Below are 14,155 nucleotides of genomic sequence, written 5' to 3' on the forward strand. Positions count from 1 at the left end.
GAACGCCGAAAGCCGCATGTCAGCGCCCCTTCGTGCGCGCATCGACGCGACGGTACAGCGCGTAGAGCGACAGCGACATCAAGAGCATGACGACCGAGCCCGCCGCCGCCGCGCGAAGATCGAGATCGACCGTAGCGGCGCTGTAAATCGCAATGGGCAAGGTAATCAGATGCGCGCTGCCGAGCACGAGCAAAATGCCGAATTCGTTCAACGTCAGCAGGAAGCACAGGATGGTCCCCGCCGCGATGCCCGGCCACGCGATCGGCAGCACCACTTTCGTAGCGACCATCCAGCCATCGGCGCCGAGGCTTTTCGCCGCTTCGACGAGACGCATGTCGAGCGTTGCGTAAGAAGCGAGCGTCGGACGCACGACGAACGGCGCATAGAACACGACTTCCGCCAGAATCACGCCGCCGATGCCGAACAGGAAATCGAGCGGCGGCGCTTCCAGCGAGAACATGCGCTGCAATCCGATGCTCACCGCGCCCTGCGATCCGTACAGAAAAATCAGCGTGAACGCGACCAGAAACGACGGGAACGCGACGAACAGTTCCAGAAAACGTGTGAGCAGCTTCGCGCCCGGAAAAGGCCGGAAGAAGAGCATCGAAGCCAGCGCGACGCCCAGCAGCGAGGCAATCGACGCGCTCGCGAAGAGCACGCCGAACGTCGTGCCGATCACGCCGCGCGTCTCCGGGTTGCCGAAGAAGGCGGTGTAAGCATCGAAGGTGAGGCCGTGCGGACCCGTTGCACTCAGCCACACGAGGCGCGCGAGCGGATACACGACGAGCGGCCCGAGCACGAACACAAGGATGAAAAGCAACTGCCACTGCGCGCGCTTCTCGCGACGCTGCGCCGCCGCCCGATGCGCGGCGAAGTCGCTCGCGTTCGCTGCCGTTTGCGCGACGCTGTCAGGGACGAACAAGGACGACATCGTCAGCCTCGAATCGAAGAGAAACGCGCGAGCCCTTTTCGGGCATGCGCGGGTGACCACGCTGCATCGTGACGAGCACGGGCTCGCCGGGCAGCGCATCGAGCGCGACGGCAATGGACAGCGCCGCGCCGTACCAGTCCACCGATGCAATCGTGCCGTGCAGCGGGCCTTCGCCGAGCGGCGCAATCGCGAAGCGCTCGGGACGGATGCATGCAAGACGCTCGCGCTCGTCGTGACGCGCATCGCCGACCGGGTACACCACGCGCGGCGGCAGCAGATTCGCCGCGCCGAGATAGCGCGCGACGAAGCCGTCGTTGGGCGCGTCGTACAGCTCGCGCGGCGAGCCGAGTTGCGCGATGCGGCCATCGCGCATCAGAAGCGTGCGATCGGACAGCACGAGGGCGTCGTCCTGATCGTGCGTCACGCAGACGATAGTCAGGTTCGGCAGACGCTCGTGCAGCGCCTTCAGTTCGCTGCGCACGGACGCGCGCAGATTCGCGTCGAGCGCGGAAAGCGGTTCGTCGAGCAAGAGCACGTCAGGCTCGATCACGAGCGCGCGCGCCAGCGCCACGCGCTGCTGCATGCCGCCGGAAAGCTGCGCGGGCATCACGTGACCCGCGTCGGCGAGTTGCACGAGCTTGAGTGCATCGGCGACGCGGCGCGCGATTTCCGCCGCTTTGAGCTTGCGCGCGCGCAACCCGAAGGCGACGTTATCGAACACGGACAGATGCGGGAAGAGCGCGTAGTTTTGAAACAGCAGGCCGAGATTGCGACGATGCGCGGCCACGTGCGTCAAATCGCGCCCGGCGATGCTGAGCGTGCCCGCAAGCGCGTCCGCGTTGACGAATCCCGCGATGAAGCGCAGAAGCGTGGTCTTGCCGCATCCGCTTCGGCCGAGCACGGTCAGGAACTCGCCGCGCTCGATGTTGAGCGTGAGGTCGTCGAGCACCGTTCGCGAGCCGAAGCGCACGGTCAGGCGCTCGATGCACACGCCGGATGTCGCGGCGAGCGAGCGTTCCTCGCGCGCGGCCGGCGACAGTGCAAGCGTGCTCACGACTTCGGCTTCACGACTTCGGTCTGCTTGCCCGAATTGCCGATGACTTCGTTCTTCCATCGGTCGGTCCAGCCGGCCTTCTTCTGCATCACTTGGTTCCAGTCCACCGGAATCAGCTTGACACCGGAAATGGCCTGCTTGACCGCGTCGCCGTTCTTGCCCGCGAGCGGCACGTCGGTGCGCGCCGGGATGCCGTAGATGTCCGGCACCTTCGCCTGCACGTCGGCCGACATCAGATAGTCGATCAGCTTCTTGCCTTCCGCCTGATTCGGCCCGCCCTTGATGAGACCGATGGCGTACGGAAGCTGGAACGTGGTCGGCGCTTCGCCCGCGGCATGCGAGAGAAAGAGCGGCTTGATCGACAAACCGCCGTTCGCGGCATCGTCGAGATCCATTTGCAGGTCGCCGTTCGCGAACGCGATTTCATTACGCGAAAGCAGGACGTCGAGATAGCCCGTGCCCTTCGTATGGAACTTGGCGCTTTGTTCGAGCGACTTCAGGTAGTCGAACGCCTTGTCCTCGCCCATCAGCGCGGACGTGAGGATGATGACCGCCATGCCGTCGCCGGCAGTGGCCGGGTTCGAATACGCCACCTTGCCCGCGTAGTTCGGATGCAGAAGGTCCGCGAACGTCTTCGGCGCGGTCTTCGTGACTTCCGGATTGATCGCGAACGAGAAGTAGTTGTTCACGAACGTGGCCCATGCGCCGTCCGGCGCCTTCGCGATGGCCGGCACGTTCTTGTAGTTCACGCTCTGATAGTTCTGCAGAAGCCCGCTTTGCGCGGCCTGCTGGATGAACGGCGGCAGCGTGACGAGAACATCGGCCTTCGGCGAGTCCTTCTCGACGGTCGCGCGATTCACCACTTCGCCGCTTCCCGCCGTCACGATATTCACCTTTACGCCTTCTTTCTTTTCGAAGGCGGGCAGCACGTCCTTATAGAGATTTTCGAGACCGTCGGCGGTGTACAAAACCACTGCGTCGGCGGCCAGCGCCGGCGTCGCCGCGAAAGGAGCCAGTGCAGCCAGTGCAATCGATGCGCACGCGCCGGGCAGCAGCCGGCGCGCGAAGGATGAATCGCGGGTCATGTAGTGTCTCGTGGCTGGATGACAAAGGACGGTAGAGCCGAAGCATTGCAGAGCTCTGTGACATCGGCGTGACTGGGCGGCGCTGTCATGTGCGCCTTGGGCAGTGCACGATTGAACAAGACGGCACGCGCGAATGCGTCGATACTGCTGCCTTTTTGGTCTGCCTTTTTGGTCTGCCTTTTTGGTCTGCCACACTCGCTCATGCTCTCCTTGCTCATCGCGCCCGTATTCGTGTTTCTATGGTCGACGGGCTTTATCGTCGCGCGGGCGATCACGCCTTACGTCGACCCGAATCTGTATCTGCTCGCGCGCTTTAGCGGCACGACGCTGCTGTTCGTCGTGCTGGCGCTCGTTGCCCGCGTGCCATGGCCGAATGCCCGCGATGCCGCGCGGCATCTCTTCGCGGGTGCGCTGCTGCAAGGCGTGTATCTCGGCGCGGGCTACTGGGCGGTGGCGCAAGGTCTGGGCGTCGGCGTGATGGCGTTGCTGGGCGCGCTTCAGCCGCTTCTGACGGCGGCCATCGCGGCGCGTGTGTTCGGCGAGCGGCTTTCGGCGCGATCGTGGAGCGGGCTGCTCGTGGGTCTCGCAGGCGTCGCGCTCGTTCTCGCGCCGAAGCTCGCGCAAAGCGGCGCGCCGGCGGTCCATACCACGAACGCTGCGCCGCAATGGCTCGTCGTGACGGTCGCGGTGGTCTCTGTTTTCGCGATCACCGCAGGCACGCTGTATCAGAAGACATCGCTCGCGAGCGCCGACATCCGCAGCGCGAGCGCGCTGCAAAACGCGGGCGCGGCCATCGTCGCGGCGGTGCTCGCGCTCTCGCTCGGCGAACACCGCTTCATTCCGACGATGACGACGTGGGCCTGCATCGCGTGGGGCGTGCTCATGCTCTCGGGCGTCGCGACGACGCTGCTCGTGTGGATGGTCCGGCGTGGCGATGCGTCGCGCGCGACGGCCCTGCTCTTTCTCGCGCCGCCGCTCGCCGCGCTGATGAGCTATCTCGCGTTCGGCGAGACGCTCGGCGCGCTGCAATTGGCGGGCTTCGCCGTGGCGTTGGCGGGCGTGGTGCTCGCGCGGTCCAAATAGCGTTCGCCGCGTTCAGTCGACGGAATTCGCGCCCACGGGTGTGCGCGCCCGCGCCGCCTTGCCCGGTCCCGGCGACCACGCGGGCCGCGCCTTCGCGCCGCTATCGACGACGACGAGGTAATGCCCCGCCCACGGCGTCGTCTGCCGCGTGGGCTTCAACACCCACATGGATTCGCCTTCGGCCGCGCGCGCTTCGTACTGCGCATCGAGAATGCCGTGGTGATCGAAGAACGTGTTGAGCGTCGACGGGATGCGCACGCAGCCTTTTGAATGCCGCATGCCAAGTAGCGGCTCGAGCTTTTCGGGATCGGTGGCGTGCATCTGGAAGCGCATCGGCGAGACGCCGCCTTTGCCCCAGCCGCGTTCGCCATCGGCCCAGCCGAAGTCGTAGATGCGCATGTCGCGCGCTCCGTAGCCGCGAATTTTGAATTCGTTTTCCGTGCCCTCCGCGCGAAAGTCCATGTTGCCCGGCACGTGCTGGAAGACGCCGAGCGGCGACAGGAAGTGGTCGTATGTGCCGGGCCGGCCGGTCGATACGGGCGATGCGCCGATCATCGACCAGGCATCGCCCGGCTTCGCGCGAAAGTAGACGAAGAGCGCCTGCACGTTCTCGCTGCGATCGACGAGCACGACGAACTCGTTCGCGAGATCGCCGTGGCCGTGTTCGTCGAGCGCGTTCTGCAGCAGGCGGGCATAGGCCTGTTGTGCGGCGAGCGGCACGTTCAGGCGGCGATCGACTTCTTTCGCGAACGTCTGACGCATCGCGTAGGCGCCCGCCGGCGGCAGGCCGGAGCGCTGCGCGACGTTCAACTCGGGCGCCTCGGGCGGTAGCGGGACCTCGGGCGCGGCGGCTTCGGATGCGGCCTCGGCGGCGGATGCTGCTTCGGCTGATGATGCTCCGCTTGCCGCCGATGCTCCGCTTGCCGCAGATGCACCGCTTGCTGCTGATGCACCGCTTGCTGCTGATGTCGCGCTTGCCGCCGATGCTCCGCTTGCTGCCGATGCTGCGCTTGCGGCTGACGCCGCGGATGCTTCTTGCGGTGTCACTGGCACCGGCATCCCGGGCAACGCGCGGGGCGGCGCGCTCGCCGCCCGTGGCGCGCTGGCGCTGCGCAAAAGAGGCGGCGCGGGCGGCACCGGCGCAGGCGAGGCACGCCCTTGCACGATCGTCGCTGAGGACGCCGGTTCTGTGCGAGCTTGCGGCATGCAGGCTAACAATGCGACCAACGCCGCGACCCCGGTGATTCGTGCGCCCATCGGCGTCTCGTTGTTTCCTTCGTCCTGCATTGAATGGTCCGCTTGAGCTTCGACTACGGACGGTTCGCTGGACCGTCCTCTGCAACGAATGTGCGCATCGACGAAAAAGCCGGTATTTGGTAGGACACCGGCTTGGCTGTGATGTTGAATTCGCCGACATGGCAAGAGCAAGGTCTGTTCCGGCGGTAGTGGCGCGATTGAAGGAATGCGCGATTGCGGAGTGCGAGTGTGGCAGTGTGCGCGGTTCTCGGTTCTCGGTTCTCGGTTCTCGGTTCTCGGTTCTCGGTTCTCGGTTCTCGGTTCTCGGTTCTCGGTTCTCGGTTCTCGGTTCTCGGCTAGCAGCTGGCGGTGAGTGTCGCGCTCGCGGTTAGTTACCCCGCGCCGCGCGCCCGCACGCGCGGGAATTGCGTTTGCGTTTTGCGTTTTGCGTTTTGCGTTTTGCGTTTTGCGTTTTGCGTTTTGCGTTTTGCGTTTTGCGTTTTGCGTTTTGCGTTTTGCGTTTTGCGTTTTGCGTTTTGCGTTTTGCGTTTTGCGTTTTGCGTTCTGGGTTCTGGGTTCTGGGTTCTGGGTTCTGGGTTCTGCGTTCTGCGTTCTGCGTTCTGCGTTCTGCGTTTCGTTCTGCGTTCTGCGTTCTGCGTTCTGCGTGTGGCGTGTGGCGTGTGGCGTGTGGCGTGTGGCGTGTGGCGTGTGGCGTGTGGCGTCTGGCGTCTGGCGTCTGGCGTCTGGCGTCTGGCGTTGGCGTCTGGCGTTCGGCATTCGGCATTCGGCGTTTGCCGCTCTGCGCATTGCGTTTGGCGATTGTTGTTCGGCGTTCGGTGTTCGGCGTTCGCGTTCGCGTTCGCGTTCGCGTTCGCGTTCGCGTTCGCGTTCGCGTTCGGCATTAGGCATTAGGCGTCGGCGCTTTGCGTTTTGCGTTTTGCGTTTTGCGGATTGCATTCTTCGTTCTGCGTTTGCGTTCGGCGTTCAGAGTTCCACCTTCCCCCTACCTCATCAAAACCCCTGACAAGACATACTAGAAAGATTCGGAAAGAGATTCGCCCAGTCCCCCGCCATAGCCGACTGCGCGGCCTTGAGCGTCATATCGCCGGTGCAGACGCAACGCTTGAGAAAAACCGCGAGCCGCTCCTTGCGACGCTGCCCACTGCGCCCTTCCCAGCGGCGCACATCCAGGTTGGCGGGCGAATTCGGGGAGCCGCCAAGCAGCACCGGCATCCGGTGATCCAGCGCATATTCCGACGCGAACGAAGCATCGATGCTGCGCTGCTTCAAGAGCCGCTCCTTCTGGCGCATCTGCGTCTCGAAGGACGGCAGGACGCGATCGACGTAACCGGGCACGCAGATGGTATCGACGATGGTGGCCTGCGTGACGTGCGGGTCGAGCCAGTCCGGCTGCTGCGCGCGCGCCGCATCGGTGCGAAGCGTCGCCGCCGTCGCGATGAGCGCAAGAAGCACGAAGGCCGCCGCCCGGACGACGCCCAGCGAACGACGACGGGTTGCGTATGTATCCCTTCGATTCATGCCTCGTTGGCGCAAGCTGATCGCGCGGCCAGCGCATGGCCGCTAATTCGAGATGAACGGAGGTTCAATTAGAACACACGATCGCGGAAGGACGATCGAGAGACGACGCGCGAGCGCGTCGTCACACCGAAGGCCGCGCGACGGCGGCGTCGAGCGCGGCATCGAGTGTCAGGGCGGCATGCTCGAAGGCGGCGAACGATGCGTCAATGTTCGCATCGTCCTCGCCATTGCGATCTTCGTCGATCGCGCGATCGCAGTCGCGCTGAAGGGCGACGCACGTCTCTTTGAACGGCGCCGCGCCGATGACGGCCGCCGCGCCCTTCATCCGATGCGCGATCTCGCGCAGGCGTTCGTGATCGCACGCGTTCCTCGCCGCATGAGCCTCTTCGAGATCCTGCGCGTTGGCCGATCGGAGCGTTTCGAGGAGCGTCGCGGCCTGATCGCCGAAAGTGGCGAGCGTGGCGGAGTCGAAAGGCGGCGTGGCGTCGGTGTTTTGTGTGGCATTGCGGGTCTGTTGCGAGGGCGTCGACTGCGTTGTCGTGGCTTGCGGGGTCTGGAAGGCTGCCGCCGTTTGCATCGCGGCCGCGGTCGGCCCGACTCCACCTTGCTCGCTTCCAGCAATAGGTCCCGCCTGCCCAAATCCACCTTCCCGCTCGTCCGTGCTTCCCGCGACCGCCGTCGCATGCTTCCCGGCCGTCGCAGCCGCCAGCGCATCGCGCAGCGCATCCAGCCCGATCGGCTTCACGAGGCACATCGTCATGCCCGCCGCCACCGCCCGCCGCGCCGCCTCGGGCTGCGCATTCGCCGTCAGTCCGACAATCGGCGTCGCGCGTGCGCCGAACGCGTGCGTCGCCTCGTCGGCGCGGATCGCTTCGGCCAGTTCCTCGCCGCTCATCTCGGGCATCGAGCAGTCGGTGAGAATCACGTCGAACGCGCCCGGATGGTCGCGCCAGCGCGCGAACGCGCTGCGGCCGTCCACCGCGAGTTCGGTCGAGCCGCCGAGCAGCCGGATCTGTCCGTCGAGCACCATGCGGTTTGCCGGATGATCGTCCACGACGAGCACGCGCAAGCCCCTGAGCGCGCGCGCGACCTCGGGCGCCGCATCGCGGATTTCGGAAGCCTGTGGTTGCGCCGTCTCCTGTGCTTCGGGAAACGCGGCGCGCACCGTGAAGCGGGTTCCCTGTCCCGGCGTGCTGGCAAACGCGATGCTGCCGCCCATCATCGACACGAGCCGCTTGCAGATGGTGAGTCCGAGCCCCGTGCCGCCGAAGCTCCGCGCGCCGCCGTCGTGGGCCTGCACGAACGGCGTGAAAAGCGACGCCTGCCGCTCCGGCGCAATGCCGACGCCCGTATCCGACACGACCAGCGTGACCGCGCGCTTGCCGTCGCGCGGCGGCGCGACATCGCAGGACAGCGTGACCGCGCCGGCATCGGTGAACTTGATCGCGTTGGACAGCAGATTGCCGACGATCTGCCGCAGCCGCTGCGCGTCGGCCACGATCCACGCCGGGGCGTCGCGCTCGCCGTGCCGCTCGACGACGAGCGCGATGCCCTTCGCCCGCGCCGCCGGCTCGTAGATGGCCGCGACGCTCGCGATCCACCCAAACAGCTCGACCGGCGACGGCGCCAGCACCAGCCGCTCGGCTTCGATCTTCGCGACATCGAGCAGATCGTCGATCATGCCGAGGAGATCGCGCGCCGCGTGATGCGCCGTGTGCAGCGACCGCTCGGTTGCCTCGCGGTTGCCGGGCGCGCGCAGCTCGAGTTCGAGCAGGCCGAGCACGGCGTTCATCGGCGTGCGGATTTCGTGGCTCATCGTCGCGAGAAAGGTGGACTTCGCGCGGTTCGCGGTCTCCGCTTCCTCCTTCGCGGCGCGCATCGCGTTCTCGGCGGCAATGCGTCGCACGATCTGCGCGCGCAGCGACACCGCCCATCCGGCGAGCACGAGCAGAAGTGCCCCGCCGAGCGCCGCGCCCAGTTCCACGCGCGGACGCCTTTGCTCCCACAACCTTTCGGGATGCTCAGTAAGCTGCCAGCGAGCACGAATCGCTTCGAGTTCGTGAGGCGGCAACGCCGTGATCGCGCGATCCAGAATGTCGAGCAACATCGGCTGATTGCGCGCGACGAGAAACACGTGCGGCGACGGTTTCGACGACAGCACGCCGCTGATCGCGAGCCTGCCGCGATACGGATTGCCGATCGCGTAATTGGCGAGCTTCATGTCGAGCAGCGTTGCGTCGGCGCGGCCGTTCGCGACAGCGGCGAGCTGGCCTTCTATCGGAGCGACTTCGACGATGCGCGCCGTCGGCGCCTTGTCGGTCAGCGTCGGCGGCACGGGAAAGCCTGCGGGCAGCGCGACGCGCTTGCCGGCGAGCGCGGCGGCATCGGCGAGCGCCGGCGCGCCCGCGCGCGTGACGATGGCGACGAGCCCTTCGCCGAACGGCACGGACGCGACGAAGTCCGCATCGTCGGGATCGCGCGGCACGCTGATCGGCAGAAATGCGGATTCGCCGGTCTTCACGTCATGCTCGATCCGCGTGATGTCGCGGCGCAGGCGTCCCTCGAAGCGCAGCCCCGTCATGCGCGAGACCGCCGCGAGCAGGTCCGGCGCGAGACCGGCGGGCTGACCGCGCGCGTCGCGGAACATGAGCGGCGGCGCGTGCGACAGCATGGAGTAATAGACGACCGGATGCGCCGCGATCCACGCCTTCTGTTCGGGCGTAAGCACAAGCGTGCCCTGCGCCGATACCGCGGTCATCGCCACTTCCCAGCGAGCGCGGGCCACGATCATGAAGCGCGGCGGCAGGCGCGCCAGCGCGGCATCGACGCGCTGCGCCAGCGCCCGCGCGTCCGGCCGGCTCGCCGCGAACGCGAAGCTGTAGCCGCCCTCGTCGAAGGGCGCGAAGCCCGTGACCGCGAGACCGGGCAAATCGAGGTGTCCGATGCAGTACGCGGCGGCGGTCACGTCGCCGGCGAACGCATCGGCTTGGCCGAGCGACACCGCGAGCAATGCCGAAACGGTGTCGGGGTAAGCGGCGGGCGTCATCGACGGATACGCGGCCGCAAGCCGCGCGGGCGATGTCTGCGTCTCCACGTACGCCATGCGATGCGTGGCCGCGTGCTTCGCGAGCGGCTCGACGATCACCGTCTTGATCGGCAGATACGGCCGCGAAAGCAACAGCGGGCCGCCGGCATCGTCGCCGGTCGCGCCGGTGGCCATGTCGATTTCGCCGCGCGAGAGCGCGTCGATGAGCGCGGCGCGATCGGGATAGCGCCGCCATTGCGGCGTCATGCCGAGCGATTCGGCCACTGCCTGCGCGAACTCGACGGAGACGCCGCGCGGCGCGGCGTTCGCGTCCGCGTCCGTGCCCGCGGCGACATCGAGCGGAGGAACCATGCCCCGCACCGCGCCGATCACGAGCCGCGCGGCCGCATGGGAAGCGCCCGCCGTCAGCGCCGCGAAGAGCCATGCGACAGCGAGCAGAAAGCGCAACGCGCGTTGCTGCCTCGAAGAATGAGACACGCTGCACCCCCAATCCGAGCGGTGCAGCTAGTGTGTCAGAAAGCGCAGGACGCGCCAATCGGACAGCTAACGAGCCTTTGACACGTTCGCGCGTGCCGTTGCGATACCCGAAACGGCACGCGCCGCCTTACTGCGCGTTCTCCGGCGAAAGCGCCTTGCCCGCCTTGTCCGCCGTGACCCTCTGCAGCGCGATGATCCGGCTCATCGCTGCGTGGTTCGACGTCGCTTCGCTGTACATCTTCGCGAGATCCGCCTTCAACTGCGTGCGCGAACCGCCGTCCAGATAGACCATGTGTCCCGACGGATAGAACGTCGCCGAGAGGTTCTGCCGCACGGTCTTGTCGATGAGCGGCATCTGCTGAAGATCGAGGATGGTCTGGTAGAACGGCGTCACGAAGTCGTACATGCCGTTCGCGGCCAGCACCTTCAAATCCACGTTCAGCGCCATCACCGCTGCGAGATCGCCCGCCGTGTACAGCACGACGTTGCCCTTCGCATCGACGCCCTTTTCCTCGCCGGTCGGATCGGTGTGCTTGAAGTCCCAGTTGATGAACGCCTGATCGTTGAGGTCCGTGAACGAAGACGTGGACGTGAACTTCAACTGTTCGTTCAGGTAACTGTTCCACATCGCCGTGTACACGCCGCTCACCGCCGTCATCGTCGGGTCGTTGCCGCCGCTGTTCGGATCGATCTTCCCCGCGATGCCTGTGGATACCGCCGTCACGCGGCCATCGTAAGAGCCGAGCGACTCGCCTTTCGACTTGAGCAGCGTCGTCAGGAACAGCGAGTTGCCGCGACTGTCGTAAGCGGCGATATCGAGACTCCACGCGAGCAGCGTCACCTTGTCGATGCCCGTGTATTCCGCGAGCTTTTCGACCACTTCGTCGTCCGTCTGCGGGAACTTGCGCAGCGCGTTCAGATAATCCGTGCGCGCGAATTCGGCCACTTCCTCCATGAAGTTGAGCAGGTTCGTCGGTGTCGGATGCACGCCGAGCTTCTTGTGATACCACGCATCGGCGGCGGCGGTCGGCAGCGCGCCCACCGGATTGCCCGCCTGCCGATAGTCGAGAATCGACGATTGCAGCGTGATGCCGTTCAGATCGACGCCGTCTTCGTGCAGCCGGTACGCGAGCACGCAACTGCGCGCCGTGCCGTACGATTCGCCGAACAGAAACTTCGGCGAATTCCAGCGGTTGTTCTTCGTCAGATAACGCTTGATGAACTGCTTGATCGAATCGGCGTCCTGATCGACGCCCCAGAAATCGCGGTTCTTGTTCGGCGCGATCGCCGCAGAATAGCCGGTGCCGACCGGGTTGATGAAGATCAGGTCGCTCTTGTCGAGCAGGCTGTCCGGGTTGTCCTCCATCTCGTACGGCGCGGGCGGCGTGAAGCTCGGCATGGCCGTCTTGATGCGGCGCGGCCCGAACGAGCCGAGCAGCACGAACACCGACGACGAGCCCGGCCCGCCGTTGTAGAAGAACGTGAGCGGGCGCTCTTCCTCCTTCGCGCCGTCTTTCGTGAACGCGACGTAGAACATCTTCGCGTCCGGCTTCGAGCTGCTCGGGTCCACGGTCACCAGATGGCCGACGGTCGCGGTGTACGCGATCTTCTCGCCGCCGATGGTCGCGGTGTGATGCGTGATCGCCGCGTTCTCGTCGGCTTCGGTGGCTTCCACCGAATCGTCGGGGCCGTTGCCGTAGGCGACCGGATCGAAATAAGGCTGGTCCTTCTTGCCCGCGCTCTTGGCGAGCGCTTTGGCGGGCGCCTTCGCCGCGTGCTCCTGGGCCGCGGGCTCGCTCGCCTCGTCCGGCCGGGGCGCGATGGCGCCCGCATCGGGCGCGACGCCCGTGCCGGTGTGGCCGTGAATCGTCTTCGTTGTCAGTGGATCGGAGTTCATCGTGGTCGCTCCAGAATCGTCGTCGTGGTTGTTGTTCACTGTTGTCCCTCAACTCTTGCTCGACTGCCGTGCCTGACCGCTCGCGGGCGTGAGCGCGGCCGCGATCTTTCCGCCGTCCGGGCTGCCCAAACCCGTGCATGCATCCCATCCCGCCGATGCCGCAAAGCTGCCGTTGTTGCCCTGCGTGATATCGCGAAACGCGGTCTTCGCCTTGTACAGCTTCGGGTTGACGAAGCCGCTCGGCGCGCCGTTGATCGCGTTGATCCGCGCGATCAGCGCGGCCCACAGCGGCGCGACGGCGCTCGTGCCGCCGACGACGGTTTCCTCGCCGTCGATCACGACTTCGTAGCCGGTTTGCGGCGATGCATCCCCGGCCACGTCGGGCACGCCGCGCTTCGAGAGCGGCGTGTGCTTGCCGCCCGTGTGCGCGACGCTCAAGCCCTTCTGCCACGCGGGCAGCGCGAAAACCGCGCTGACGCCGCCGCCGCCCGAGCCGCCCTGATCGCCGTCGTTCCATACCACTTCATGCGTGATGGACTGCGCCGACGCCGCGAGGCTCGTGCCGCCGCAGCCGAGCACATACGGGCTGGAGGCCGGGAAATCGACGTGATTGGAGCCGTCGCCCACGCCGTCCGACGAGCCGCTGTCGCCCGCTGCCGCGCACACTGTCACGCCGAGCGCGGCGGCGCTTTGCAGCACGTCGTTGAACGCGTTGATGGACTGCGAAGTCCAGTTCGACTCGGGCCCGCCCCAGCTAATCGACACGACGGACGGCTTGTTGGTGTTGTCGTGGATCGCGCGGTTGACGGCATCGACGAAACCGGCGTCGCTGTTCGGCGCGAAGTACACCGCGATGCGCGCGCCGGGCGCGATGGCTCCCGCGATTTCGATATCGAGCGTCACTTCGCCGTCCGGCCCGTTCGGATTGCCGGTCGGCGCGTTCTTCGCGTTGTCCACGCTCACCGACACGACTTTCGGCGACTTCACGCCGAGCTTCGAGAAGTACGCCGAAAGATCCGTCTCGCGATAGCCGCCGCCGAGTTCGATGATCGCGATGCACTGGCCCGCGCCGTCGCCTTCGGGGAAATCGTAGAGAGCGGCGAGATCGACGGGCGAAAACGATGCCGGCGTGACGCCGCGCGCCGGCTTGAACGGCGGACGGAAGCGGAAATGCGGGCGCGCCTGCGGCCGGCTGTCGAGGCCGAGCACGGCGGTAACGGCGTCGTGGATATCGTCCGGCACGTTCACCGGGCCGCTGCGCCCGCGATACTCGCCGATGTTGTGATGCTGGAAGCGTTCGAGCTTCACGTCGAACGCCTTCTGGAACTGCTCGATGCTGCCTTTGAGCACGACGCTGCGCGTGCTCGGCTCGGCCCGCACGACGGTCAGGCCGTTCTCTGCCGCGAACTTCTTGATTTTCTCGACGTCGTGCTCGGATGCGCCGAAGCGCTTGTCGAATTCGTCTCGCGTGACGGACTGCGCGGGGGCATCGCCCGCGTCGATGCGCGCCATCATCTGGCGAAAGCCCGCTTCGTCCTTGCGCCGCAGCATGACGATGACTTCGATCTGCTCGCCGAGGTCGCACGCGCCGATGCACTTCGCGCCCTCGGGATGGGTTTTCTCGCTGCCGCTAACCGGTTGCTTCGCCATGGTATCGATGCTCCTCGTAGGCTTTGAAGGTCAAAGGTTCTCGATCCTGCCGCTTGTCGCGCATCCGGCGCGCGCGCTTCGCTCATCGCTTTTTCGACCGCTTATTCTTTCGCGCGAAGCACGCCGCTTATCGTCTTATTTTCCTGACGCGAATGCA

General features: G+C 66.0%; 9 protein-coding genes. 1 reads left to right on the plus strand and 8 read right to left on the minus strand.

Annotated features, from left to right (window positions below; genetic code table 11):
- Positions 1-19: 19 nt before the first annotated feature.
- Genes phnU through phnS form a run of 3 tightly spaced genes read right to left on the minus strand, consistent with a single transcriptional unit; the run spans position 20 to position 3,070 of the window.
- Positions 20-931 (minus strand): 2-aminoethylphosphonate ABC transporter permease subunit, encoded by a 912-nt coding sequence (phnU, locus tag LDZ24_RS18275; RefSeq protein ID WP_248322622.1) that lies wholly within the window; start codon positions 929-931, stop codon positions 20-22.
- Entirely contained in the window at positions 909-1,985 is a 1,077-nt protein-coding gene (gene phnT / locus LDZ24_RS18280) for a 2-aminoethylphosphonate ABC transport system ATP-binding subunit PhnT (protein ID WP_248322623.1), read from the minus strand. The genes phnU and phnT overlap by 23 nt, the downstream gene beginning before the upstream one ends.
- On the minus strand, positions 1,982-3,070 hold the full coding sequence (phnS, locus tag LDZ24_RS18285) for a 2-aminoethylphosphonate ABC transporter substrate-binding protein (RefSeq protein WP_248322624.1): 1,089 nt from the start codon (positions 3,068-3,070) through the stop codon (positions 1,982-1,984). Before phnS ends, phnT begins: the two co-directional genes overlap by 4 nt.
- A gap of 201 nt (positions 3,071-3,271) precedes the next feature.
- Here phnS and LDZ24_RS18290 point away from each other — a divergent pair, with 201 nt between their 5' ends.
- Positions 3,272-4,153: a DMT family transporter gene (locus LDZ24_RS18290; RefSeq protein WP_248322625.1), complete on the plus strand. Its 882-nt coding sequence runs from the start codon at positions 3,272-3,274 to the stop codon at positions 4,151-4,153.
- 12 nt (positions 4,154-4,165) lie between these two features.
- Here the strand turns inward: LDZ24_RS18290 and LDZ24_RS28150 are convergent, their stop codons facing one another.
- From LDZ24_RS28150 to LDZ24_RS18315, 5 genes are all read right to left on the minus strand, one after another.
- Positions 4,166-4,963, minus strand: a complete 798-nt coding sequence (locus tag LDZ24_RS28150) for a L,D-transpeptidase (protein WP_371747429.1) — start codon at positions 4,961-4,963, stop codon at positions 4,166-4,168.
- Between the two features lie 1,437 nt (positions 4,964-6,400).
- Positions 6,401-6,862 (minus strand): hypothetical protein, encoded by a 462-nt coding sequence (locus LDZ24_RS18300; RefSeq protein ID WP_248322626.1) that lies wholly within the window; start codon positions 6,860-6,862, stop codon positions 6,401-6,403.
- Positions 6,863-7,049: 187 nt separating this feature from the next.
- Positions 7,050-10,451 carry an ATP-binding protein gene (locus LDZ24_RS18305; protein WP_248322627.1) on the minus strand — a complete coding sequence of 1,134 codons (3,402 nt, stop codon included), beginning with the start codon at positions 10,449-10,451 and terminating at the stop codon, positions 7,050-7,052.
- 127 nt (positions 10,452-10,578) lie between these two features.
- Positions 10,579-12,348: a S10 family peptidase gene (locus LDZ24_RS18310; RefSeq protein WP_248322628.1), complete on the minus strand. Its 1,770-nt coding sequence runs from the start codon at positions 12,346-12,348 to the stop codon at positions 10,579-10,581.
- A 48-nt stretch (positions 12,349-12,396) separates the two neighbouring features.
- Entirely contained in the window at positions 12,397-13,998 is a 1,602-nt protein-coding gene (locus LDZ24_RS18315; RefSeq protein ID WP_248322629.1) for a protease pro-enzyme activation domain-containing protein, read from the minus strand.
- Positions 13,999-14,155 lie beyond the last annotated feature (157 nt).

Origin of the sequence: Caballeronia sp. Sq4a, from assembly GCF_023170545.1 — a bacterium.
GTDB lineage: Bacteria > Pseudomonadota > Gammaproteobacteria > Burkholderiales > Burkholderiaceae > Caballeronia.